This window comes from Bradyrhizobium sp. 159 (assembly GCF_023073795.1).
GTDB lineage: Bacteria > Pseudomonadota > Alphaproteobacteria > Rhizobiales > Xanthobacteraceae > Bradyrhizobium.
In genome coordinates, this window is record NZ_JADPKE010000032.1 from 41,079 (window position 1) to 63,234 (window position 22,156).

The 22,156-nt window shown below is 61.6% G+C and carries 15 protein-coding genes and 4 pseudogenes; 13 read left to right on the top strand and 6 right to left on the bottom strand.

Features of this window, described 5'->3' with window-relative positions:
• Nucleotides 1–542: 542 nt before the first annotated feature.
• The 5 genes and pseudogenes from kdpA to IVA96_RS07290 all read left to right on the top strand — a co-directional run bounded on the left by kdpA (nt 543) and on the right by IVA96_RS07290 (nt 8,612).
• Nucleotides 543–2,247 (top strand): annotated as a pseudogene (gene kdpA, locus IVA96_RS07270) (potassium-transporting ATPase subunit KdpA).
• Nucleotides 2,248–2,265: 18 nt separating this feature from the next.
• Nucleotides 2,266–4,380 (top strand): potassium-transporting ATPase subunit KdpB, encoded by a 2,115-nt coding sequence (gene kdpB / locus IVA96_RS07275; protein WP_247416441.1) that lies wholly within the window; start codon nt 2,266–2,268, stop codon nt 4,378–4,380.
• A gap of 174 nt (nt 4,381–4,554) precedes the next feature.
• Nucleotides 4,555–5,160 (top strand): K(+)-transporting ATPase subunit C, encoded by a 606-nt coding sequence (locus tag IVA96_RS07280; RefSeq protein ID WP_247416444.1) that lies wholly within the window; start codon nt 4,555–4,557, stop codon nt 5,158–5,160.
• A gap of 40 nt (nt 5,161–5,200) precedes the next feature.
• Nucleotides 5,201–7,923: pseudogene (locus IVA96_RS07285) on the top strand (sensor histidine kinase KdpD).
• Nucleotides 7,920–8,612, top strand: coding sequence for a response regulator transcription factor (locus tag IVA96_RS07290; RefSeq protein ID WP_247416447.1), 693 nt, complete (start codon nt 7,920–7,922; stop codon nt 8,610–8,612). The pseudogene IVA96_RS07285 and the gene IVA96_RS07290 overlap by 4 nt, the downstream one beginning before the upstream one ends.
• Nucleotides 8,613–9,267: 655 nt before the next feature.
• Here the strand turns inward: IVA96_RS07290 and IVA96_RS07295 are convergent.
• Nucleotides 9,268–9,732 (bottom strand): hypothetical protein, encoded by a 465-nt coding sequence (locus tag IVA96_RS07295; protein WP_247416450.1) that lies wholly within the window; start codon nt 9,730–9,732, stop codon nt 9,268–9,270.
• The gene (locus IVA96_RS07300) at nt 9,678–10,337 is read right to left on the bottom strand and encodes an FAD-dependent oxidoreductase (protein WP_346347892.1); all 660 of its coding nucleotides are present in this window, start codon (nt 10,335–10,337) and stop codon (nt 9,678–9,680) included. The genes IVA96_RS07295 and IVA96_RS07300 overlap by 55 nt, the downstream gene beginning before the upstream one ends.
• A 49-nt stretch (nt 10,338–10,386) precedes the next feature.
• Here IVA96_RS07300 and IVA96_RS07305 point away from each other — a divergent pair, with 49 nt between their 5' ends.
• The gene (locus IVA96_RS07305; RefSeq protein WP_247416608.1) at nt 10,387–10,590 is read left to right on the top strand and encodes a hypothetical protein; all 204 of its coding nucleotides are present in this window, start codon (nt 10,387–10,389) and stop codon (nt 10,588–10,590) included.
• A gap of 684 nt (nt 10,591–11,274) precedes the next feature.
• Here IVA96_RS07305 and IVA96_RS07310 read toward each other — a convergent pair.
• A complete protein-coding gene (locus IVA96_RS07310) occupies nt 11,275–11,796 on the bottom strand; it encodes a phosphoribosylanthranilate isomerase (protein ID WP_247416453.1) in 522 nt (173 codons plus the stop codon).
• Between the two features lie 48 nt (nt 11,797–11,844).
• Between IVA96_RS07310 and IVA96_RS07315 the strand changes: the two are divergent.
• Nucleotides 11,845–12,159, top strand: a pseudogene (locus IVA96_RS07315) (transposase); the annotation flags it as partial.
• Nucleotides 12,160–13,023: 864 nt separating this feature from the next.
• On the opposite strand, the gene IVA96_RS07320 reads toward IVA96_RS07315, so the two are convergent.
• Nucleotides 13,024–13,260 carry a hypothetical protein gene (locus IVA96_RS07320; RefSeq protein ID WP_247416457.1) on the bottom strand — a complete coding sequence of 79 codons (237 nt, stop codon included), beginning with the start codon at nt 13,258–13,260 and terminating at the stop codon, nt 13,024–13,026.
• A gap of 28 nt (nt 13,261–13,288) precedes the next feature.
• Between IVA96_RS07320 and IVA96_RS07325 the strand changes: the two are divergent.
• The 3 genes and pseudogenes from IVA96_RS07325 to IVA96_RS07335 form a co-directional block, all read left to right on the top strand.
• Nucleotides 13,289–13,582: pseudogene (locus IVA96_RS07325) on the top strand (formaldehyde dehydrogenase, glutathione-independent); the annotation flags it as partial.
• Between the two features lie 27 nt (nt 13,583–13,609).
• Nucleotides 13,610–14,089, top strand: coding sequence for a DUF305 domain-containing protein (locus tag IVA96_RS07330; RefSeq protein ID WP_247416459.1), 480 nt, complete (start codon nt 13,610–13,612; stop codon nt 14,087–14,089).
• Nucleotides 14,090–14,148: 59 nt separating this feature from the next.
• Nucleotides 14,149–14,511, top strand: a complete 363-nt coding sequence (locus tag IVA96_RS07335) for a carboxymuconolactone decarboxylase family protein (RefSeq protein ID WP_346347888.1) — start codon at nt 14,149–14,151, stop codon at nt 14,509–14,511.
• Nucleotides 14,512–15,306: 795 nt separating this feature from the next.
• Here IVA96_RS07335 and IVA96_RS07340 read toward each other — a convergent pair.
• Complete coding sequence (locus tag IVA96_RS07340) at nt 15,307–16,764, bottom strand: catalase (RefSeq protein ID WP_247416597.1); 1,458 nt, start codon at nt 16,762–16,764, stop codon at nt 15,307–15,309.
• A 100-nt stretch (nt 16,765–16,864) separates the two neighbouring features.
• The gene (locus tag IVA96_RS07345; RefSeq protein WP_247416461.1) at nt 16,865–17,524 is read right to left on the bottom strand and encodes an HD domain-containing protein; all 660 of its coding nucleotides are present in this window, start codon (nt 17,522–17,524) and stop codon (nt 16,865–16,867) included.
• A 543-nt stretch (nt 17,525–18,067) separates the two neighbouring features.
• Between IVA96_RS07345 and IVA96_RS07350 the strand changes: the two genes are divergently transcribed.
• From IVA96_RS07350 to IVA96_RS07360, 3 genes are all read left to right on the top strand, one after another.
• Entirely contained in the window at nt 18,068–20,725 is a 2,658-nt protein-coding gene (locus tag IVA96_RS07350; RefSeq protein WP_247416463.1) for a PAS domain-containing protein, read from the top strand.
• The gene (locus tag IVA96_RS07355; RefSeq protein WP_247416466.1) at nt 20,722–21,381 is read left to right on the top strand and encodes a response regulator transcription factor; all 660 of its coding nucleotides are present in this window, start codon (nt 20,722–20,724) and stop codon (nt 21,379–21,381) included. Before IVA96_RS07350 ends, IVA96_RS07355 begins: the two co-directional genes overlap by 4 nt.
• Before the next feature lie 210 nt (nt 21,382–21,591).
• Complete coding sequence (locus IVA96_RS07360) at nt 21,592–21,957, top strand: response regulator (protein ID WP_346347889.1); 366 nt, start codon at nt 21,592–21,594, stop codon at nt 21,955–21,957.
• Nucleotides 21,958–22,156: the final 199 nt, after the last annotated feature.

A 22,156-nucleotide genomic window follows, 5' to 3' on the forward strand; every position in this document is an offset into this window, starting at 1 on the left:
TATAGGAATTTCATAAATAAGGGGGCTTGCCCGCCCGGCCGTCATCGCTGTCCGCGCCCCGGGGCTTTATGAGATTCCTATAACTTCGCCACAGGCTTCATCTCGAAAACCTATGACCGAGCTGGCATCTCAGCGCGGTCAATAGTCCCGGCCGGCATCCGGGGACATGCGTCCATGTCTTCCGCGAGCCCGTCGGGTCTCTGAGAGAAGTTGCACCGCATTCCAGGCGCAACGAGGAGCGATCCGATGATGGACATTCTGATGTTGGCGCTGGGTCTTGGCTTCTTTGCGCTCGCGATCGGCTACACCTACGTCTGCGAACGGCTGTGAGGGGGCGGATCATGGTCTTCGACTATGCGCTCGCCGGCGCCGTCTCGTCGGCCTGCTGGTCTATCTCACCTACGCGCTGCTGCGGCCCGAACGGTTCTGAGCCGTGCTGCTGCTCATCGAATTACTGCTGGCGGACGCCGTGCTCGTCGCCGGCTTGCTGACGGTGCTGCTGCCGCTGCTGCGCCCGGCACCAAGCTTGAAGGGTTGATTCCATGACCATGGTCGGTTGGCTCCAGATCGTTCTGTTCTGCGTCATCATCGTCGCACTCACAAAGCCGCTCGGCTGGTACATGACGCGCGTGTTCGCCGGCGAGCGGACATTCCTGTCGCCGGTGCTGCGGCCGATCGAGGCCGGTATCTACTGGGTGTCCGGCGTCGACGAGAAGCGCGAGCAGCACTGGCTGAACCTACACGGTCGCCATGCTGCTGTTCCATGTCGGTGGCTTCCTCGTCATCTATGGCGTGATGCGACTGCAGGCCATGCTGCCGTTCAATCCCGCCGGGCAGGGCGCGGTTGCCGAAGATCTGTCCTTCAACACTGCCGTCTCCTTCATCACCAACACCAACTGGCAGAACTACGGCGGCGAAAGCACGCTGTCCTATCTGACCCAGATGGTCGGCCTGACGCATCAGAACTTCCTGTCGGCCGCGACCGGCATCGCGCTGGCGCTGGCTCTGATCCGCGGCTTCTCGCGCGCCTCGATGCGCACCGTCGGCAATTTCTGGGTCGACGTCACCCGCTGCACGCTCTACGTGCTGCTGCCTATGTGCGTCGTCTACACGCTGTTCCTGGTCTGGGAGGGCATACCGCAGACGCTCGGAGATTACGTCGAGGCGACCACGCTCGAAGGCGCCAAGCAGACCATCGCGGTCGGCCCGGTGGCTTCCCAGGTCGCGATCAAGATGCTGGGCACCAACGGCGGCGGCTTCTTCAACGCCAACGCGGCGCATCCGTTCGAGAACCCGACAGCGCTGTCGAACTTCGTGCAGATGCTGTCGATCTTCGCGCTCGGTGCCGCGCTCACCAACGTGTTCGGCCGCATGGTCGGCGACCAGCGCCAGGGCTGGGCGATCCTCGCCGTGATGGGCGTGCTGTTCGTCGCCGGCGTCGCCGTCACCTATTGGGCGGAAGCCAGCGGCACCTCGACGCTCCAGGCACTCGGCCTGACCGGCGGCAACATGGAGGGCAAGGAGGTCCGCTTCGGCATCGTTGCCTCCTCGCTGTTCGCCGTCGTCACCACTGCCGCCTCGTGCGGCGCCGTCAATGCCATGCATGACAGCTTCACCGCGCTCGGCGGCATGATCCCGCTGATCAGCATCGAGCTCGGCGAGATCATTGTCGGCGGCGTCGGGGCCGGCATGTACGGCATGCTGCTGTTCGTCATCCTCGCGATCTTCGTTGCGGGCCTGATGGTCGGGCGCACCCCCGAATATGTCGGCAAGAAGATCGAGGCGCGCGAGGTCAAGATGGCGATGCTGGCCATCCTGGTTCTGCCGCTGATGATCCTCGGCTGGACCGCGGTCGGCGTGGTCTATCCGGCGGCCGTCGCCTCCACGGCGAATGCCGGCCCGCACGGTTTCACCGAAGTGCTCTACGCCTACACCTCGGCGGCCGGCAACAACGGCTCGGCCTTCGCGGGTCTTACGGGCAATACCTTCTTCTACAATCTGACGCTGGCCAGCGCGATGTTCGTCGGCCGCTTCTTCATGATCGTGCCGGCGATGGCGATCGCGGGATCGCTGGCGGAGAAGAAATCGATCCCGCCGTCGATGGGCACGTTCCCGACCACCGGAGGCCTGTTCGTCGGCCTCGTCGTCGGCGTCATCCTGATCGTGGGCGGCCTGACCTTCTTCCCGGCGCTGGCGCTCGGCCCGATCGTCGAGCATCTGGCGATGAACGCCGGCAACCTGTTCTGATTGTCTGGAGTGACTTCCATGGATACGACCAAAATGCAAAAGCGTGGGGCCGTCTCGGCGATGCTCGATCCCAGGATCGTGCTGCCCGCAATCCGCGCCTCCGTCACCAAGCTCGATCCGCGCCTGATGATCAAGAACCCCGTGATGTTCGTGGTCGAGATCGTCGCTGCGCTCACCACCGTGATCTTCCTGCGCGACCTCGTCACCGCCGGCGCCGGTCTCGGCTTCACCTTCCAGATCATCGTTTGGCTCTGGTTCACGGTGCTGTTCGCCAATTTCGCCGAAGCCGTGGCCGAGGGTCGGGGCAAGGCGCAGGCCGAGACGCTGCGCAAGACCCGCACCGAGAGCCAGGCCAAGCTCCTGACCGGCGTCGGCGCGGCCTTCAGGCTCGTGCCGGGCACCAGCCTGAAGGTCGGCGACATCGTGCTGGTCGAGGCCGGCGACACCATTCCGTCCGACGGCGAGGTGATCGAGGGCGTGGCCTCGGTCAACGAGGCCGCCATCACCGGCGAGTCCGCGCCCGTGATCCGCGAATCCGGCGGCGACCGTTCGGCGGTCACCGGCGGCACGCAGGTGCTGTCCGACTGGATCCGGGTCCGCATTACCGCCGCCCAGGGCTCGACCTTCATCGACCGCATGATCAAGCTGGTCGAGGGGGCCGAGCGGGCGAAGACGCCGAACGAGATTGCGCTCAACATCCTGCTCGCCGGCCTCACCATCATCTTCGTGTTCGCCACCGTCACCATTCCGAGCTATGCCGCCTATGCCGGCGGCTCGATATCGGTGGTCGTGCTGGTCGCGCTGTTCGTGACGCTGATCCCGACCACGATCGGTGCGCTGCTCTCGGCGATCGGCATCGCCGGCATGGACCGCCTGGTGCGCTTCAACGTGTTGGCCATGTCCGGCCGCGCCGTCGAGGCGGCCGGCGACGTCGACACGCTGCTGCTGGACAAAACCGGCACCATCACGCTCGGCAACCGTCAGGCGACCGCGTTTCGCCCCGTCCGCGGCGTCACCGAGCAGGAGCTCGCGGACGCGGCGCAACTCGCTTCGCTCGCGGACGAGACGCCGGAAGGCCGTTCCATCGTCGTGCTGGCGAAGGAGAAATACGGCATCCGCGGCCGCGACATGGCCGAGCTGGGCGCGACCTTCATCCCGTTCACGGCGCAGACCCGGATGAGCGGCGTCGATGCCGGCGGCTCGTCGGTGCGCAAGGGTGCGCTCGATGCCATGCTGAACTATGTCGGTGGCTGCGGGCCGCTTGCGGTTGCTTCCGGCAACACGGCGCGGGCGATGCAGCCTGCCGCGCTTTCCGAGGTCGGCCGTGAGATCCAGGCGATTGCCGATGAAGTCTCGAAATCCGGCGGCACGCCCCTTGCCGTCGCCAAGAATGGCAAGCTGCTCGGAATCGTGCAGCTCAAGGACATCGTCAAGGGCGGCATCCGGGAGCGCTTCGCCGAGCTGCGCCGCATGGGCATCCGCACCATGATGATCACGGGCGACAATCCGATGACGGCGGCGGCCATCGCGGCCGAGGCGGGCGTCGACGACTTCCTGGCGCAGGCAACGCCCGAGGACAAGCTGAAGCTGATCCGCGACGAGCAGGCCATGGGCAAGCTGGTCGCGATGTGCGGCGACGGCACCAACGACGCGCCGGCGCTCGCGCAGGCCGACGTCGGCGTCGCCATGAACACCGGCACTCAGGCCGCCCGCGAGGCCGGCAACATGGTCGACCTCGATTCCAACCCGACCAAGCTGATCGAGGTGGTCGAGATCGGCAAGCAGCTGTTGATGACGCGCGGCGCGCTGACGACGTTCTCGATCGCCAACGACGTCGCCAAGTATTTCGCGATCATCCCCGCGATGTTCCTGGCGTTCTATCCGCAGCTTGGCGTGATCAACGTCATGAACCTGTCGAGCCCGCAGAGCGCCATCCTGTCGGCGATCATCTTCAACGCGCTCGTCATCATTGCGCTGATCCCGCTGGCGCTGAAGGGCGTCGCCTACCGCGCGGTCGGTGCCGGCGCGCTGCTCCGGCGCAACCTCCTGATCTACGGCCTCGGCGGCATCGTCATTCCCTTCATCGGCATCAAGGCGATCGACCTCGCGGTGACCGCCTTGCACCTGGCTTGACATGTCGATGCCAGCGACGAAGCGGTCCTGCCAGACCCTCATCCTGAGGAGCGCGGTACGCGCGACTCGAAGGATGAAGGCGCGGCTGGTGGCCTCGCCCTTCGAGACGCCGCGCAGGCGCGGCTCCTCAGGGTGAGGCTCTGGCTTCAAAGACGAAATAACTGGAGATCCAACATGCTCAGAGAAATCCGCCCCGCCGTCGTCCTGTTGCTGGCGCTCACCGCCATCACCGGCCTTGCCTACCCGCTCGCGATGACCGCCATTGCCGGCACGTTGTTTCCCGTGCAGGCACAGGGCAGCCTGATCGAAAAGGACGGCAAGGTCGTCGGCTCCTCGCTCATCGGGCAGGAGTTCAGGGACGACAAATATTTCCACGGCCGCCCCTCGGCGACGGTCGCCCCCGACCCGAACGATCCGACCAAGACGGTGCCGGCCCCCTACAACGCCGCCAATTCGGGCGGCTCCAATCTGGGCCCGACCAGCAAGGCGTTGGCCGACCGGCTGAAGGAGGATGTGGACAAGCTCAAGACCGAAAACCCGAACGCGGCGGTGCCTGTCGATCTGGTCACCACCTCGGCCAGCGGCCTCGATCCCGATATCTCGCCGGAAGCTGCGGAATTCCAGGTGCCGCGGGTGGCGAAGGCGCGGAATATGTCGGAAGACGCCGTGCGCCGGCTCGTGGCTTCCAACGTTCAAGGCCGAATGCTCGGCTTGCTCGGCGAACCCAGGGTTAACGTTCTGGCGCTGAATCTCGCCCTGGATCGTTCCTCGGCGAAGTAGCGGTCTAGGCTCGGAATGCCCGGATAATTATATTGTCCTGATGGTTCAACAGCGCCGCGATCCCGAACAACGTCCGTCGCCCGAGGCGCTGCTGGAAGCTGCGCGCCGGGAGGAAGGTGGGAGCGGCAAGCTGAAGATCTTCGTCGGCGCAGCGCCCGGCGTCGGCAAGACCTACGAGATGCTGCAGAGCGCCCACGCCAGGTGCAAGGCCGGCGTCGACGTCGTGGTCGGCTTCGTCGAGACGCACGGCCGCGCCGAAACCGAGGCGCTGGTGCGCGGGCTCGAAGTGATCCCGCGCAAACGGCTCGACTACCGCGACCAGATCGTCGAGGAGATGGATCTCGATGCGGTGATCGCGCGCCGGCCGCAGATCGCACTGGTCGACGAGCTCGCCCACACCAACGCCGCCGGCAGCCGCCATCCCAAGCGTTATCTCGACGTCGAGGAATTGCTGTCGCACGGCATCGACGTATATACCGCCGTCAACATCCAGCACATCGAAAGCCTGAACGACGTCGTCGCCCAGATCACCCATGTCCGGGTGCGCGAGACGGTGCCCGACTCCGTGTTCGACCGCGCCGATGCCATCGAGCTGATCGACCTCACGCCAGACGATCTCATCCAGCGGCTGAAGGAGGGCAAGGTCTATGTGCCCAAGCAGGCCGAGCGGGCTCTGGAGCACTATTTCTCGTCGGGCAATCTGACCGCCTTGCGCGAGCTTGCGCTGCGGCGGACCGCCGAGCGGGTCGACGAGCAGCTGCTCACTCACATGCAGGCAAATGCGATTCCCGGGCCCTGGGCTGCGGGCGAGCGGATCCTGGTCTGCGTCAGCGAGGATCCGCGCGCGGCTGGCCTCGTGCGCTACGCCAAGCGGCTGGCCGACCGGCTGCATGCGCCGTTCACCGCGCTCTCGATCGAGACCCGGCGCTCGCTGCAATTGTCCGACGAGGAGCGCGACCGGCTCGCCGACACGCTGCGGCTGGCGGAATCGCTCGGCGGCGAGGCGCTGACGATTCCCGCGGTCGGCCGCCGCATCGCTGACGACCTCGTCAGTTTCGCACAAGGCAACAACGTCACCCAGATCGTGATCGGAAAATCGACACGCTCGCGCTGGTTCGAATTGACGCGCGGCTCGGTCGTGCATGATCTGGTCCGCCGCGCGGGCAATATCAGCGTTCACGTCATCCCCGGCGATGAGCTTCCAGCCGAGGATGCACCCAAGACGGCGGTGCAGACCGGTGCGCGATCCGAACCATTCGATGCCATGCCCTATCTCAAGGCGCTCGGGATCGTCTTGGTCGGCCTTGGTGCCGCCGAGTTGATCCGGCCCTATTTCGGCATTGAGAACGTCGATCTCGTGCTGCTGACCTCGGTCGTGGCGGTTGCCGTGCGCTACGGCCTGTGGCCGTCGCTGCTGGCGACGGTGACGGCGTCGCTATGCTACAATTTCTTCTTCATCCCGCCGATCTACACCTTCACCATCACCGACCCGACGAACGTCGCCGCGTTCTTTCTGTTCATGGTGGTGGCCATGCTGGTCTCCAACGTCGCCGCGCGCGTGCGCATCCAGGCCGACACCGCCATCGGCCGGATCAGGATGACCGAGCAGCTCTACGCCTTCAGCCGCAAGCTCGCCGGCACTGCGACGCTCGACGACGTGCTGTGGGCCACCGCCTACCAGATCGCGCTGATGCTGAAGGTCCGCGTCGTGCTGCTGCTGCCGGAAGAGGGCCTGCTCACGGTGAAATCCGGCTACCCGCCGGAAGACGATCTGGACCAGGCCGACCTCGCCGCGGCGAATTGGGCCTGGAGCAACGACCGCACGCAGGCCGCGGCTCGGACACGCTGCCGGGTGCAAAGCGGCTGTTTCTGCCGATGCGCACCGGGCGCGGCCCGATCGGCGTGATCGGCATCGACGACGACCGCACCGGGCCGCTGCTGACGCCGGACCAGCGCCGGCTGCTCGACGCACTGGTCGACCAGGGCGCGCTCGCGATCGAGCGCGTGCTGCTGGTCGAGGACATGGATCGCGTCAAGCGCACCGTCGAATCCGAGCGCCTGCGCTCGGCGCTCCTGACCTCGATCTCGCACGATCTGAAGACGCCGCTCGCCTCGGTTTTGGGCGCGGCTTCGACCATGCGCGATCTCGCCGGCGCGCTCTCCGACACCGAGAAGCGCGATCTGCTGGCGACCGTCATCGACGAATCCGAGCGGCTCAACCGCTTCATCGCCAATCTACTCGACATGACCAAGCTCGAATCCGGCGCGATCGTGCCGAACACGGCGCTGCACGATCTCGGCGAGATCGTGGGCAGTGCGCTGCGGCGCGCGGCCAAGATCCTCGGAAGCCACAGGGTCGAGCTGGCGCTGGCCGCCGATCTGCCGATGCTGGAGCTGGACGCCGTGCTGTTCGAGCAGGTGTTGTTCAATCTGCTCGACAATGCCGCCAAATATTCGCCTCCGGACACGACGATCTCGCTCCGCAGCCGGCGCGATCGCGATCATGTCGTGCTCGAGATCGCGGACGAGGGCGCCGGCATCCCGCCGGACGAGCTCGAGAGCGTGTTCGACAAGTTCTACCGTGCGCAGAAGGGCGATCACGTCCGTCCCGGCACGGGGCTCGGTCTTGCCATCTCGCGCGGCTTCGTCGAGGCGATGCGCGGCACGATCTCGGCCGCCAACCGCAGCGACCGGAGCGGCGCCATCCTCACCATCCGTCTTCCCGTTCCGGCGCAGAGCCGCGCACTGGATACCGCCGCATGAGCGCTGCTGCCCCGATCAAGGTCCTGGTCGTCGACGACGAGCCGCCGATCCGCAAATTGCTGCGGATGGGGCTAACCACGCAAGGCTATGAAATTCTCGAGGCGTCGAACGGAAAAATGGCGCTGGAGAAGCTTGAGGAAGCGCCGGCGCTGATCATTCTCGATCTCGGCCTGCCCGACGTGCAAGGACACGAACTGCTGCGCACCATCCGCGCCCGCAACGAAAGCGTGCCCATCGTGGTGCTGTCGAGCCGCGGCGACGAGGCCGGCAAGGTCAAGGCACTCGACCTTGGCGCGGACGACTATCTGACCAAGCCGTTCGGCATGGAGGAACTCCTGGCCCGCCTGCGCACCGCGCTGCGCCACCAACTACAGGTCCAGGGCGAACGCCCGGTATTCCGCACCGGCGATCTCTCGGTCGACCTCGTCCGCCGCATCGTCAAGGTCGGCGAACGAGACGTCAAGCTGTCGCCGAAGGAATATGACCTCCTTCGCGTGCTGGTGCAGCACGCCGGCAAGGTGCTGACCCACCGCTTCCTGCTGAAGGAGCTGTGGGACGAACTGACCGATGCGCAATACCTGCGCGTCTATGTCCGACAGCTCCGGCAGAAGATCGAGGCTGATCCGGAACGGCCGCAGTATTTGCTCACGGAAACTGGCATTGGATACCGGTTGCGGGCGGCCGAATGATGCAAGCTATTGGCTGGCTTCTGCCGAGCGCGCTCCGATGTCTGCTTTTGAGAAGTAGCTGACCCGGGTCTTGGCGGTCGAGAGCTTCCTAGACCATACGACCCGTTCCCGCCTATGCCGTCCTCCCTGCGAACGGCTGTCTTAGGAAGCCTCCAAATCGTCCGAGATTGACGGCCGAATCGGGCGGTGCGGTGGTACACAGCGGTGGTCACAAAACTCGACCGAACTTTTCGGGAATCCTTGCTTTCCGCGGGTTTTCGCGCGTTCGCGGCATAGGGGATGAGAGTCCCACTCTCTCCTCCACCCCTATTGGACAGCGCAGAAGTCCTTCGAAATCAGGCATTTCTCGAACCGCCGGAAAATGACGGTGTAGCATCACGGTGTAGCACCGCGGCGGCCCAAGTTTGCCATCATTGAGACGCCGGTCAAAGGTGAATCGGATCTCCCCAGTCATCCGGCTGGCCCGAGCAGCCGATGGCCTCGCCCGAACAGTGAGCCAATCGCAACCTTGTTGACCAACCACAGCGCCAAGGTGGAGGTTCGTCGGGTCGGGAGCGGCCATACCGCGTCTCGATCGCTCCGCGCCGATTCTCTCCTTTTCCCTTTCTCCGCGGCTTCGCTCGCTTCTTGTATGACGTGGGGAGACGCCGCCGGCTTATCGCGTGTCCGTGCCCGGCCTTCGCGGCGGCTCGGGAATGAGGCGCGAGCTGCGCTGGCCGGTGAAATACGACCAGAGCCACTGCCGCTGCACGCGGAGGCGGTTCTGCAGCTGCGGCAAGAAGAGGACATGAACGAACGCCCACAACAGCCACGTCAGGAAGCCGCTTGTGCGCAGCCAGCCCCGCTCCAGCACTGCGTAATTCTTGCCGACGACGGCCATGTTTCCCTTGTCAAAATACCGGAACGGACGTTTGGCCTCACGCCCTGCCACCTCTTTCGCGATCAGCCCCCCTACGTACCGCCCTTCCTGAATCGCCGCCTGCGCCACGCCGGGCACCGGACGTTCGTTTTGCATGACCGACGCAGCGTCGCCAACGACGAATACTCCGGGCGCGTCCATGACCTTCAGGAACGGGTCAACGATCGCCCGCCCCACGCGGTCGGTACTGGCACCCAGCATCTTGGGAATCGGCGTGCCGCGACCCCTGCGGTCCACAGCACCGTCGCGCTCGGGATCCTGTTCCCGCCGGCAGTTACGCCCTTGTCGTCGACTGTCTCGACCTTGACGTCTGTCACGACCCTCACACCAAGCTTCTCGAGGCGCCTGGCCACTCTGCGCGACACGGCCTCAGAAAAAGTAGGCAGAATCCGCTTAGCCCCGTCGAGTAGAATGATGCTGGCCTTCACCATGTGCGCCAGGGATGCCGCGAGTTCCACGCCGGTGGGACCCGCGCCGACCAGGACGAATGTCATCTGTCGTGCGCGTTCGCGCTCGTCCTCCGTTGTTGCGGCCAGTTCGAACGCGCCCAGGATTTTGGCCCGGATCGTCTCGGCGTCACTGAGGTTCTTGAGGCTCGGTGCATATCGGGCGAACTCGTCGTGCCCGAAATAGCTCGGGCGCATGCCGGTCGCGACCACCAGATAATCGAAAGGGACTTTGCGGACGCCGACTCCCGGCGAGGACGCCTCGATCGTGCGGCGAGCAAGGTCGACGCCGGTGACCTCCGCAAGCAGGACAGTGAGGTTTCGCTGCTTTACCTCGAGCTGACGGATCGGCGCGGCGATTTCGGCAGGAGGGGATTTTCATCTACCAGGGGCCCCGTCTTGATCATCCATGGTGCTGCCGCGGGACACGAAGATCGACCGCGACATCCCGATTCCGCGGCGGCCGATCCTGCCCGATCTTCACGGAGCGACGTTCCTCGCTTCCGACCACTCTTCCACCATACCGGTCGCCGCCGCCGAGCTCGTCAGACGTCAAATGTACGGTCGCGGGAAAATCGATCTGCTTCAAGCCAGACTAATCGGCGCAGAATAGTCGGAGCTGCACCAAAATTGCGTCAGAGCCCGATTTTGACCCCTTCGTGCGGCGGGGTTTCTGATAGCGCTCGTCTCGTCGGAGCTGGCCGGGATAGCGGAGGCGAGACGAGCGCGCGGCGTGATCGTCGTCTCGGCTTTTGAACCGTCAGCTGTCGTTGCCGGTCAAAATCAGATGAACTTTAAGGATTCGTTTCAAGGATTCCTTTTTTAAGGATTCGATTTTCCAAGGATTCGAGTTGCTGGAAATCAGAATTTCAAGATTCGATTTCAAGGATGCTTTTTCAAGGGTTCGACTATCGGCGGGAGCCACCGGCGCGCCCTTCGGCGGCCGCCGGCACCGAACCCGGACCGGCGCTCGGCGAATGCCGCACAATGCCGAAGCTCCGTTCTATCTTCGAGGCGGCCCTGTCGCCGCCGAGAGGGCTGGCGGAAGCGTCAACTGATGCGTGTGCACCACCCTCTCTCACTGCCCGCGCGCCGCCGGCTGCGACCACGGGTGGTTTCGGCAGCTTGCTCCAGAATTTCGGCGTGGGAGTTCAGGGTCCGCGGCGGCGCGCGCACCGCGTCCGTACGGGATGCGTCGGCCCGCCGGAACAGGGCGCGCCCGCCGGGCGAGGCGCACCAAGCCTCGTCAAGACCGGACACGGCCGGTTCGCCAAGTCGGCCGAGAGAAGTGCGAGACCTAACCGCTCTTTGCAGCGCGATGGAAAGCTTCGACCTTCACCAGGTCTTTCGAGTGAGTGCCCTCGCGATCGGTCTTGGTCTTCGAGTCCACGCCGGCAGGTCGTACCGACCCGATGGCCTCTGCGACATTATCCGGTCCGAGGCCGCCGGCTAGTATGACCGGGGTGCGAACAGTCTCGACTATCCATCGGCTGATGCTCCAGTCGTGCGTCACGCCCTGCGCACCGATCTGAGGATCACCAGCGCGATGACTGTCGAGCAGAATCCATTCGACAATTCCATCGTACGCGCGCGCCAACTCCAGCGCCTCTCGTCCCGTCACAGGTACGCTGCGCATGAACTTCATGCCCGTTAGAGACCTTCGCAGCGCCACAACGTGATCAGGCGTAAGCAATTCGTTCGACGCGCCAAGGTGCACGATCGGCGGATCGATCTCCCCCGCCATCCGTTCGATAAGAGCGAGATTCGACGAGAGGAACAGCGCCGATACTACAGACGGCGCTCGGATCGCCTTCGTCACGGTCGCTGCCTTGTGAACCGCAAGCTCGCGAGGGAATGCGCCATCGCGGCCTGTCAAGATTGTTCGCTTAAATCGCAGTGCACGACAGGACCAGAGCGGCGGATCCCACGATGGGAGCATGAGCATCTGCTCGAAGCAGTTCAGCAGCGCCTTGATGCAAACCCACAAGCCATGCGCCAGCGTCGCGAGACGGTCGAGCATCCGTTCGGCACGATGAAGGCACGCATGGGCGCGACGCACTTCCTGACCAAAACGCTTCCAAACGTAGCGGCCGAGATGGCGCTCTCGGTTCTGGTCTACAATCTGACACGGGTCATGAACATCATCGGAACGAAACGGCTAATCACTGCGATCGCGGCCTGAGACGTCCTCGGCACCTGGCTCTCTGAACCGACCTCCGTGAGACCGTTTTTACACGACCAAGACCCGTTGCTGACGTCGTTGAGATCTTCGTTTGCACCTCAGCGATCGCAGTTGGTAAGGTCATCCGATATGTTTGGGCGATCTAACCACCTTGTCTCACACTATCGAGAAATTGCTCCTTTTCGCCAGGCGCGTAACCCTGCGAAGCACCATAATATGGTTCATTGTAGCCATGGTCGGGTGCGGGCCGGTATTGGATCGGCGGCCCGGATGGTGCGTAGGCAAAACCCGAAGCGGGATCTGAGGCCACCATCCCGCGATCGGCACGAACAACAACGTGCGGCCGGTGCGGGTGGTGCACCGTAGCCGCGTTCGCGGATGCCGCTAGGGTGATCAAAAGGCTCAACGCCAAAATAGAACGCATTGCTTTTTCTCCAATCGAGAACCACGCCTTCTTAGCTAGGAATCGGGTCGCGCCGTCCCAACGAGTGCGGCTTCACGATTAGTCAAATCGGTGGCATCACGCGCGCCGGGCCTCTACTTCATCCTGGTTGGGCAAATCCTATGACCGGTCCGGCGCCTGCGAGAACGCGATTGTCTCAAAACGATTTGAGCCCTGCGGCCGGCCGGTTTGCAGTTGGCCCGTTTGAGACCTTGCGATGGGCCTTGAAGATGTCCGCTCATCGGGGATGACCGGAAGCCATCGCGGGAGGAGTAAATCGACGCGATTGAACCAAACCGGACTCGAGCATCCACCGAAGTGACGTCTCGTAACCGATCTTGCATTTCAGCCGGAGACCTCCAACCAAAGTTACCGATACCCACCGTGCGATTGTGAAAGTATTTCTGCTGATCAGAACGATCTCATCTCATATCTCGTTGGAATAAGTCGGCGGCTTGGTTCGTTCTCATCACGTGCCGGTTTTGCCGGATACCTTCGCAGCGCGCGGAAACAGCTCGCAATAATTCTGAGCACACTGCTGGAGACGTTTTATCATGAGCAAAAATCGTGGCGTCGTCTCCACCAAGCCCGGAGAAGTCCAGGTTCAGGACATCGCCGATCCCAAGTTCGAGGACCCGCGAGGCCGCAAGATCGAACATGGCGTTATACTAAAGGTCGTTTCGACCAATATCTGCGGATCCTGGCGCGCACGACAAGGCGGCCAAGACCGGCAGCCTCAGTCTTCGCCTGGGCCTTGGCTGGTCCAAGTCCAACTCCTTCCACACCGGCCAGACGCCGGTCCTTCGCTACAATGGTCAGCTCATGATGGCGCTGCTGAACGGCCGCCTACCGATCGCGAAGATTGTCAATGCCAAGGCGATCAGCCTGGAAGATGCGCCGAAGGGCTACGCCCAATTCGACAAGGGCGTCGCCGCCAAGTTCGTGCTCGATCCACACGGCTTGTTGCCCAAGGCTGACTGATTATCCTCAATTAGGAGTTCGACTGTCATGATGGCAATGAAAAAGTCGGCGATGAAGAAAACATTCATCAGCGGCGCCCTCGCATTGCTGGTTTTGGCTTATCCGGCTTACGCCTTGGCGCAACAGCCGCCGGCGGCAGCCTCGGCTGCCAAGACCGAACAATCCACTAAGCAAACTGCGGAAGCGTCCTTCATGGCCAAAAACCAGGCCGCCATGAGCAAGATGATGAAGGACATGGCGGCGAAGCCAACCGGCAATGTCGATGCTGACTTCATAGCGATGATGATTCCTCACCACCAGGGCGCCGTTGATATGGCAGAGGCTGAGTTGCAGTACGGCCATAATAAGAAATTGCGCGCGATCTCGAGGAACATCATTGCCATGCAGCGCAAGCAGATCGGCGCAATGAGGGCGGCGCTCGATCAGCCAGTTTCCGTGGCGAACTCATCCGCGGCGCAGTCCGGTCACGCCTCTCAAAACGGCGCCCGATCCGACGCGACGCGCTGAAGCCAGGCAATCCACCCACTGTTCCGCGTTTCACATCGCGCATCGAAAAGGAGAGCGTAATGCACATGCTGGATTGGAACACCTATCGACAGCAGCTTGTCGCCGGCGTCGGCGGCTTCGGGAAACTCAACCCAGATATCGTCAGGGGCTACACCACCCTGAGTCGGGCTGGCCAGAAGGCCAGTCAGCTCGATGAAAAGACGCGCGAACTCATAGCGCTCGCGGTCGCCATCACATTGCGCTGCGACGGCTGCATCACGGTGCATAGCGCCGCGGCCCGAGAACGGGGCGCGACCAAGGAAGAGATCGCCGAGGTTCTGGGCGTGGCGGTCTCTGTCAATGCCGGCGCAGCCGTCGTCTATTCCACCCGCGCGCTCGACGCATTCGACGCCGCCGAAACAGCGCCTGCAGAGAATTCATGATCGGCTGACCGCTAAGACGGTCTTGAACGAATGACTTATTCTATCGCCATCAAGCGCCCTTGGCGTTTTCACACAGCCAAGACCCTAAGCTGACTCCACCGTCCTCACTCCGTGCTGGGACGCCCTTTCTTCCCCATCCCAAGACGGGCGCCGGCCTGTATCCGACATCAGTGGCTAATTGGTAGGCCGCAGCCTTCTTCGCGAAGGAAGCGATATGAAGTTCGTCTTCATCGCGACCTGATTGCAGAACTGCGAGTCCGATCGGGCGTGGGAAGAGCAAGTCGTATTCTTTTGACTAGACTGCGGACCTGGTTCTCGATATCTCGACGAATGGCCACGAGCCGAGATCTCGCGATGAGTATCGCGCGGATCCTCTGACTTTCCTCGCTATTGACTTTGACTTCTCGATACCAGCCAACCCGCACCAGTTCGGCCAGACCTCGAGCATCATTCTGATCGCTCTAGTTCATGCGTACAGACAAAGCCGCGGTGGCATGCCGCGCGTCGATCTGCTGACCACCTGAAGATCAACCCAACAAATTTCATGCCACAGCCAAGTTGATATCGCGCCGGTGTTGGCCTTTCCCTCGAACAAGACCTGATCCACTTCGTCGACCACACATACTGACGTTTCTGTTTACGAGGCATCCAGCCCAACATATTGCTTCATAGCCCCCTCCGATTCGCGGGATTGCGAGAAGGCTTGAGGATAACGGACCTTTCGAGCCCCGGGCGCCGACCGCAATTACGTATCGTTCGCAAATTTTGCAGGCCGAATGACATCCTAGCGTTGTCTCAATCGACCAGCTCAGGCTGTTTGAGGCCGAGCGCTCTTGCTACTCCGGCCCCGTAGGCTGGATCGGCGCGCGTGCAGTTGTTGACGTGCCGCTGCTTGATGTGCGCGCTTGCATCGCCCATCGCCCGCGCCGTATTTTCGAACAACAGAATCTGTTGCTGCGGGGTCATCTTCCGGAACAGATTTCCGGGCTGCTTCCAATGGTCGTCGTCGAAGCGGTGGTCCCAATGCGCAGCGTCGCCTTCGATCGGCATAGGCGGCTCGGCGAAATTGGGCTGGTTATCCCACATACCTGCGCTGTTGGGATGGAAGGTAAGGGTCCCCCCTAGATTGCCGTCGGCACGCATCTTGCCGTCGCGATGGTAGCTTTGGAACGGACATTTGGGCGCATTGACCGGGATGTGGTTGAAGTTGATGCCGAGCCGATAACGCTGGGTGTCGCCATAGGAGAACAGGCGGCCCTGAAGCATCTTGTCGGGAGAAAAGCCGATGCCGGGCACGATGTTGGCGGGCGAGAAGGCGGCCTGCTCCACTTCCGCGAAGTAGTTGTCCGGGTAGCGGTTGAGCTCCATCACCCCAACCTCGATCAGTGGATACTCCGCTTTCGGCCAGACCTTGGTCAGATCGAACGGGTTATGGCGATGCGTCTTCGCCTCTGCCTCGGTCATCACCTGAATGAAAAGCGTCCAGCGCGGGAAATCGCCGGCCTCGATCGCGTTCAGCAGGTCGCGGCCGTGGCTTTCACGATCGCCAGCGATCAGGGCCGCAGCCTCAGCGTCGGTTAGATTTGCAATTCCCTGCTGGGTGCGGAAGTGGAACTTGACCCAGATGCGCCCATTGGCAGCATTGATCATCGAGAACGTATGGCTGCCAAAAAGGTGCATGTTGCGAAAACTCTTCGGGATGCCGCGGTCGGACATGACGACGGTGACCTGATGTAGCGCCTCGGGGAGCAGCGTCCAGAAATCCCAATTGTTGTCCGCGCTGCGCAGCCCGGTGCGTGGATCGCGCTTGATCGCATGGTTGAGGTCCGGGAACCGCAGCGGGTCGCGGAAGAAGAAGACTGGTGTATTGTTGCCGACGATGTCCCAATTGCCCTCCTCGGTATAGAACTTGAGCGCGGTGCCGCGGATGTCGCGTTCGGCATCGGCCGCGCCGCGCTCGCCGGCGACGGTGGAGAACCGCGCGAACATGGGTGTCTGCTTGCCGACCTTCGAGAAAATCTTGGCTTTGGTGTAGCAGGTGATGTCGTGCGTCACCGTGAATGTGCCGTGAGCTCCCCAGCCTTTGGCGTGCATGCGCCGCTCGGGGATCACCTCGCGGTCGAAGTGGGCGAGCTTCTCGATCAGCCAGATATCCTGCAGCAAAGCTGGGCCGCGCGGTCCAGCGGTCATGATATTGGTGTTATCGGCGACCGGCGCGCCGGTGGCATTGGTAAATGGTTCTGTTTTAGACATGTTGGGATCCTGAGTGTTGAGCATCTGCTGGACCAATGAAGTACGAGATTTCGAGCGCGCCACTGGCCGGTCGAGCTGCCGATGAGAGGACGGGCGACGCTTACCCGCGCCAGGCGGAGTTGCGGATCACGCTGCAGAAATTGCCGCGGGTAAAATGCGGATCCTTGTCTGCGAGCACGTCAGCCTTCACATTGCCGAAGGTCGTCTCCGGCTTGTTCTTGATGCCGTCGTAAAAGGCCTGGATGATGTCTTCCTTGAAGTGCGCACTGCGCGGGTGCGCATTTACAACCACTTCGCGCTCAGTGGCGCTGTACTCGCCATAGCCTAATCCGAGCACGTCCATCTCGACGCCGGCCGTGACAAGGGCGACGACGGGGTGCATGTGCTGCGGAATGCCAGGCGTCGTGTGCAGGGCGATCGCAGTCCAGACCGTGTCGATATCGTGTTGCGCGATTCCGTAGCTCCGCAGGAAGTCGCGGGCGGCATTCGCGCCGTCAACCTCGAAACGTTCGTCGGCGCTGCTGTGCCGGTGCGTCAAGCCCATGTCGTGGAACATCGCGCCCGCATAAAGCAGTTCGGGATCGAAGCTCAATCCACGGCGCTTGCCTGCCAGAGCGCCCCAGTAGTAGACGCGGCTCGAATGGTGAAACAGCAGCGGCGTCTCGGTATCACGCACGAGTTGCGTTATCTCACGAGCGAGCTTGCTGTCGGGTAAGCCAATTCCCGCCGGACTGGTATGCATAGGAAGGTTGATTGTCATTCTATGTCTCCTGCTCGTTGATCGGAGAGAGGATTGCTCATCACTTGATCCGATAAATCGCCTGAGCTTGTCCGAAAGCGAGACTAGGAGAGGTGAGACATCTCGCTCAATCGTACGGGGGTAAGTGTCCGATATTGAAAAAGGATCGGGAGAGTAATACGGAGGTTTCGGTACTGGCGCATTGCGACTGATGTAATTGCGCACTAGCGAAGGGCCGCGCACCTCAATGGTTTGCCGCGCGGCCAGGATTGCCTACGCAGGATTGGGGCGCCTGGTCCGATCTTGTGCCGATTTGACCAGTGTTTTGAGCGGCCTCGGCTCCGCGGAACGGCGCGCAGAGCCCACCGGGATCAATCGAATTGCCGAATTTGTTCAAAATGCTCTAAACTTGCCGGCCGGAACCTCGGGATGCTCTGCGATAGGGCGCCAGTTCAAAGTATCCGTAAATCCAGCCGCGGATCGTCGGCGGGACGAGCCAGCAGAATGACAAGACTTGGTCTCACGGTACGGCCGTCAACGTCTTCTACAATCTCTCGCTATGCGATGGTCGTCCTGACGGTCGCGGTCGCGATCATTGCTGCTGAGCTGATCACACGCTTACTGAGCGCCGAGGCCATCGCATCTTCGATGCTTTGCGCAGTTATTTTCGCTGCGTGGGTTGGCGGGCTTGGCCCGGGATTATTGGCGGTCACGCTCGCTCTCTTGGCATTTCATTATTACCTCGTGCCCCCGAGCGGTTCATTTACCTGGAAACATGGCCTTTTCGCTGTAGGTATTTCGGAGATACCGCGTCTGATCCTGTTTTCTGTTACATCTCTCGTGGTTGCATTCCTGATCTCGGCGCAGAGGAAGGCAACAGAAGAACTTCGGCGTTCGGCAAATGACCTGCAAGTAGCGATGGGAGATCAGAAGCGAACTGAGGCCGCGCTCCTCCAGAGCGAAATGTACTTAACCGAAGCGCAGAGATTGAGCGGTACCGGGAGCTTTGGATGGAGCGTCGCCAGCGGAGATATTTTCTGGTCAGAGCAAACGTTCCGAATCTTCGGTTACGACTGGACCACCAAGCCGACCTTGGAGCTTGTTGTGCAGCGCACCCACCCCGAAGATCGCGCCGCCATGCAAAACACTATCAATCGCGCAACCCGCGAGGGAAGGGAATTTGACGATGAATATCGACTGCTGATGCCGGATGGAACAGTTAAACATGTTCACGTCTTGGCGCGCGCCGTAAGAAATGCTCAAGGGGGCATCGAGTTTGTGGGCGCGGTAACGGATGTCACGGTAGCAAAGGAGACAGAGCGAAAACTGCGACGCAGCGAGGCTTATTTGGCCGAAGCCCAGCGCTTGAGTCACACAGGCAGTTGGGCCTGGGATGCGCGGCAGCGAGAGTTTGTGTTTCGGTCCCCGGAAGCGCACCGCATGTTGGGACTCGATCCGAGTGAGGACGCTGTGCCACAGCAACCCTTGTGGGATCGCGTCCACCGCGAAGACAGAGACCGCGTTATCGAAATGGTGCAGCAGGCTCTCGGAGAGAAGACGGACTTCGAAGGCGACTATCGCATCGTTCTTCCGGACGGTGCGACAAGATATGTGCATTCCGTGGGACATACCGTTGTCGGTCACGACGGTGAAGTGACCGAGCTCATTGGTACGCATATCGATGTCACCGAGCAGCACCTCGCCAAGGAGGCGCTGCAAAAAGCCTTTGACGAAATCAAGAGATCCGAGGATCGGCTTCGACTGGTGATCGACACGATCCCGACCTTGGTTTGGCGGGCCGGACCGGACGGAGTCCCCGATTTCCTCAATCAACCGGCGCTCGATTATACCGGCCTCTCACCGGATCAAGCCGAAATCGGCTGGCCTCGCGCTTTCCATCCTGACGACAAGAAAGGCATGTTGGTGAAGTGGAGCGCAATACGGGCTTCCGGTATGCCCGGTGAGCTTGAAGCTCGCCTACGGCGTTTCGACGGTGAATACCGCTGGTTTTTGTTCCGGGGCGTGCCGCTGCGCGATGACCATGGCAACATTGTCAAGTGGTATGGGTCGTCTACCGACATTGAGGACCGCAAGCGGGCCGAGGAAAGATTGCGGCGAAGCGAAGCCAAGTTAATCGAAGCACAGCGAGTGAGCCAAACCGGCAGCTTCGTCTGGAATCTCTTCACTGGCGAACGCGTCGGCTCCAAGGAATTCTTCCGGATCCTCGGATACGATGAGCCGCGTTCTGTCACTTTTGAAATGGTTCTTGACCGCGCTCATCCGGAGGATCGTGCTCGCGTGGAGAAGGCGATCGAACGCGCAGCCCGCAACGGAGAGGATCTCGACTACGAGCATCGATTGCTGATGCCGGATGGTTCTGTCAAACATGTCCATGTTGTCGCCCACTCTGTCAGAGACCAAGCGGGCCAATTGGAGTTCATTGGGGCGGTGGTGGATGTCACCGCGACCAAACAGGCCGAGGACAAGCTGCATAAGGCACAGGTGCAGCTCGCGCATGTTATGCGCGTGACTACGCTGGGTGAACTAACAGCCTCGATCGCGCACGAGGTGAACCAACCGCTCGCCGCCATCATTACTAACGCTGAGGCCTGTTTGCGCTGGCTCGATCGCGAAGCTCCCGACCTGCCCGCTGCGCGCCGTTCGGTGGAAAGGGTCGTCAATGCTGGCAACCGGGCAAGTGAGGTAATCCGGCGTGTCCGGTCGCTCGCGAAAAACTCCGACATTGAGAAAGTGTCGCTCGACCTAAATGACGTCGTCAAGGAGGTTATCGTGCTAGTACAGCGCGAGTTGAGCAGTCACCTAGTCTCGTTGCGAACCGAGTTGGCGCCTGCTCTCCCTATGATACTCGGTGATCGGGTTCAGTTGCAGCAGGTGATCATCAACCTGGTGATGAACGGTATCGAAGCGATGCTGCCGATCACGGATCGGCCGCGCGAACTGGTAATCCGATCTGGCCGAGACGAGGCACACCGCGTATTCCTGAGTGTGACGGATTGCGGCGTCGGTATATCCGCCGAGAATGCAAATCGGCTATTCGACGCCTTCTTCACCACCAAGTCCAGCGGCATGGGAATGGGGCTCTCGATCTGTCGTTCGATCGTGGAGGCCCACGAGGGGCGCCTATCGGCGTCGCCCAATGAGGGGCGGGGGGCGACGTTTCAATTCGTCTTGCCCTCTGAAATTCAGAGGGAGGCGTCGTGACCGAGCGCCCCAAAACACCGCGTGAGCCTATCAGCGCGAGAGAGCCGCTCGTCTTTATTGTCGAAGACGACGAATTGATGCGTGAAGCGCTCAGCAATCTCTTTGCATCGATCGGACTGGAGGTTGAGGTGTTCGGCTCGGCATCCGAAATGCTGCAAAGCAAGCTTCCAGATGTTGCCAGCTGCCTGGTCCTGGACATCAGATTGCCGGGAATGAGCGGCCTAGACTTCCAAAGTGAACTAGCCAAGGCGAACATTCATATTCCCGTTATCTTCATGACCGGCCATGGCGATATTCCGATGAGCGTCAGGGCCATGAAGGGCGGGGCGGTTGATTTCCTGACCAAACCGTTTCGCGATCAAGACATGCTTGACGCCGTGATGGTGGCGATTGAACGGGATCGCAAGCGGCGCGAGGCCGACAAGATCGTCGCGAATCTGCAAGCCCTTTTTGAGAAATTAACTCCTCGTGAGCGTGAGATTCTGGCCTTGGTATCGTCTGGCCTCATGAACAAGCAGATAGCTGCTGAACTTGGAGTTGCCGAGATTACCGTCAAGATTCACCGCGGCCACATCATGAAGAAGATGGATGCGAAATCGTTGGCCGATCTGTTGCGAAAAGCAGAAACGCTCGGAATTCGTCCCGCCAAGCCCTAGCGCTTTGTCCCGCAAGTATCGAGCGAAGCAAGCCTCCGGCTTCAGGGTTTCAGAAGGACAAATGCGCCTGATTGCACACCCAGTGCGCGCACGGACAAACCTAAGTATGATATCGGAATCCGGATTGACGGCTCATTTTTCTGAACTGGAGCGGTGCTAAGGAGAGCGTCTTGCTCCCGCGCCTGGAAGGTCATCTTGTAAATGCCTCCGATGATTTCAGTTATTGACGACGATGAACTCGTCCGTGAAGCAGCCGACAATCTTCTCAGCTCAGAAGGATATCTAGTCCGCACATTTGCGTCGGCCGAAGAGTTCCTGCAGTCACCCCAGTTGCTCGGCTGCGGATGTGTCGTTGCGGATGTGCAAATGCCCGGTATGAGCGGGGTGGACCTCCTCACCCATATGCGCGCGCAAGGACACAATACGCCGTTCATTTTCATTACGGCCTTCCCCGAAGACAGCGTGCGGAACAGGGCGCGGAAGGCCGGAGGCATTGGCTTCCTGGCCAAGCCCTTTGCGGCAGCCGACTTGATCAGATACGTCGAGATCGCCATCCGTCGCGGGGATACCAGCTAAGATCGCAAGAGCCGGTTCATGACCCTTACTCCGCCTGCGCTACCTCGTCACAGTCCTCAGATGCACGAGGGACGCATAAACCAAAGGTATGGGGTTTCTCAAACCAAGACGACAGTCGGAACAACATCCGTACGATCGTGCCGCTCGTGCTGTCCGGGTTAAGCTGGCACCCGTAGCTGGAATCAAGGATGCCAGGCGG

Coding starts and splice junctions, on each gene's coding strand:
- IVA96_RS07350 (WP_247416463.1), top strand. CDS start 18,068: ATGGTCGTCCTGACGGTCGCGGTCGCGATCATTGCTGCTGAGCTGATC.
- IVA96_RS07305 (WP_247416608.1), top strand. CDS start 10,387: ATGGTGCTGCCGCGGGACACGAAGATCGACCGCGACATCCCGATTCCG.
- IVA96_RS07290 (WP_247416447.1), top strand. CDS start 7,920: ATGAGCGCTGCTGCCCCGATCAAGGTCCTGGTCGTCGACGACGAGCCG.
- IVA96_RS07335 (WP_346347888.1), top strand. CDS start 14,149: ATGCACATGCTGGATTGGAACACCTATCGACAGCAGCTTGTCGCCGGC.
- IVA96_RS07340 (WP_247416597.1), bottom strand. CDS start 16,764: ATGTCTAAAACAGAACCATTTACCAATGCCACCGGCGCGCCGGTCGCC.
- IVA96_RS07320 (WP_247416457.1), bottom strand. CDS start 13,260: ATGTTCGATCTTGCGGCCTCGCGGGTCCTCGAACTTGGGATCGGCGAT.
- IVA96_RS07330 (WP_247416459.1), top strand. CDS start 13,610: ATGATGGCAATGAAAAAGTCGGCGATGAAGAAAACATTCATCAGCGGC.
- IVA96_RS07295 (WP_247416450.1), bottom strand. CDS start 9,732: ATGCTGGGTGCCAGTACCGACCGCGTGGGGCGGGCGATCGTTGACCCG.
- IVA96_RS07360 (WP_346347889.1), top strand. CDS start 21,592: ATGATTTCAGTTATTGACGACGATGAACTCGTCCGTGAAGCAGCCGAC.
- IVA96_RS07345 (WP_247416461.1), bottom strand. CDS start 17,524: ATGACAATCAACCTTCCTATGCATACCAGTCCGGCGGGAATTGGCTTA.
- kdpB (WP_247416441.1), top strand. CDS start 2,266: ATGGATACGACCAAAATGCAAAAGCGTGGGGCCGTCTCGGCGATGCTC.
- IVA96_RS07280 (WP_247416444.1), top strand. CDS start 4,555: ATGCTCAGAGAAATCCGCCCCGCCGTCGTCCTGTTGCTGGCGCTCACC.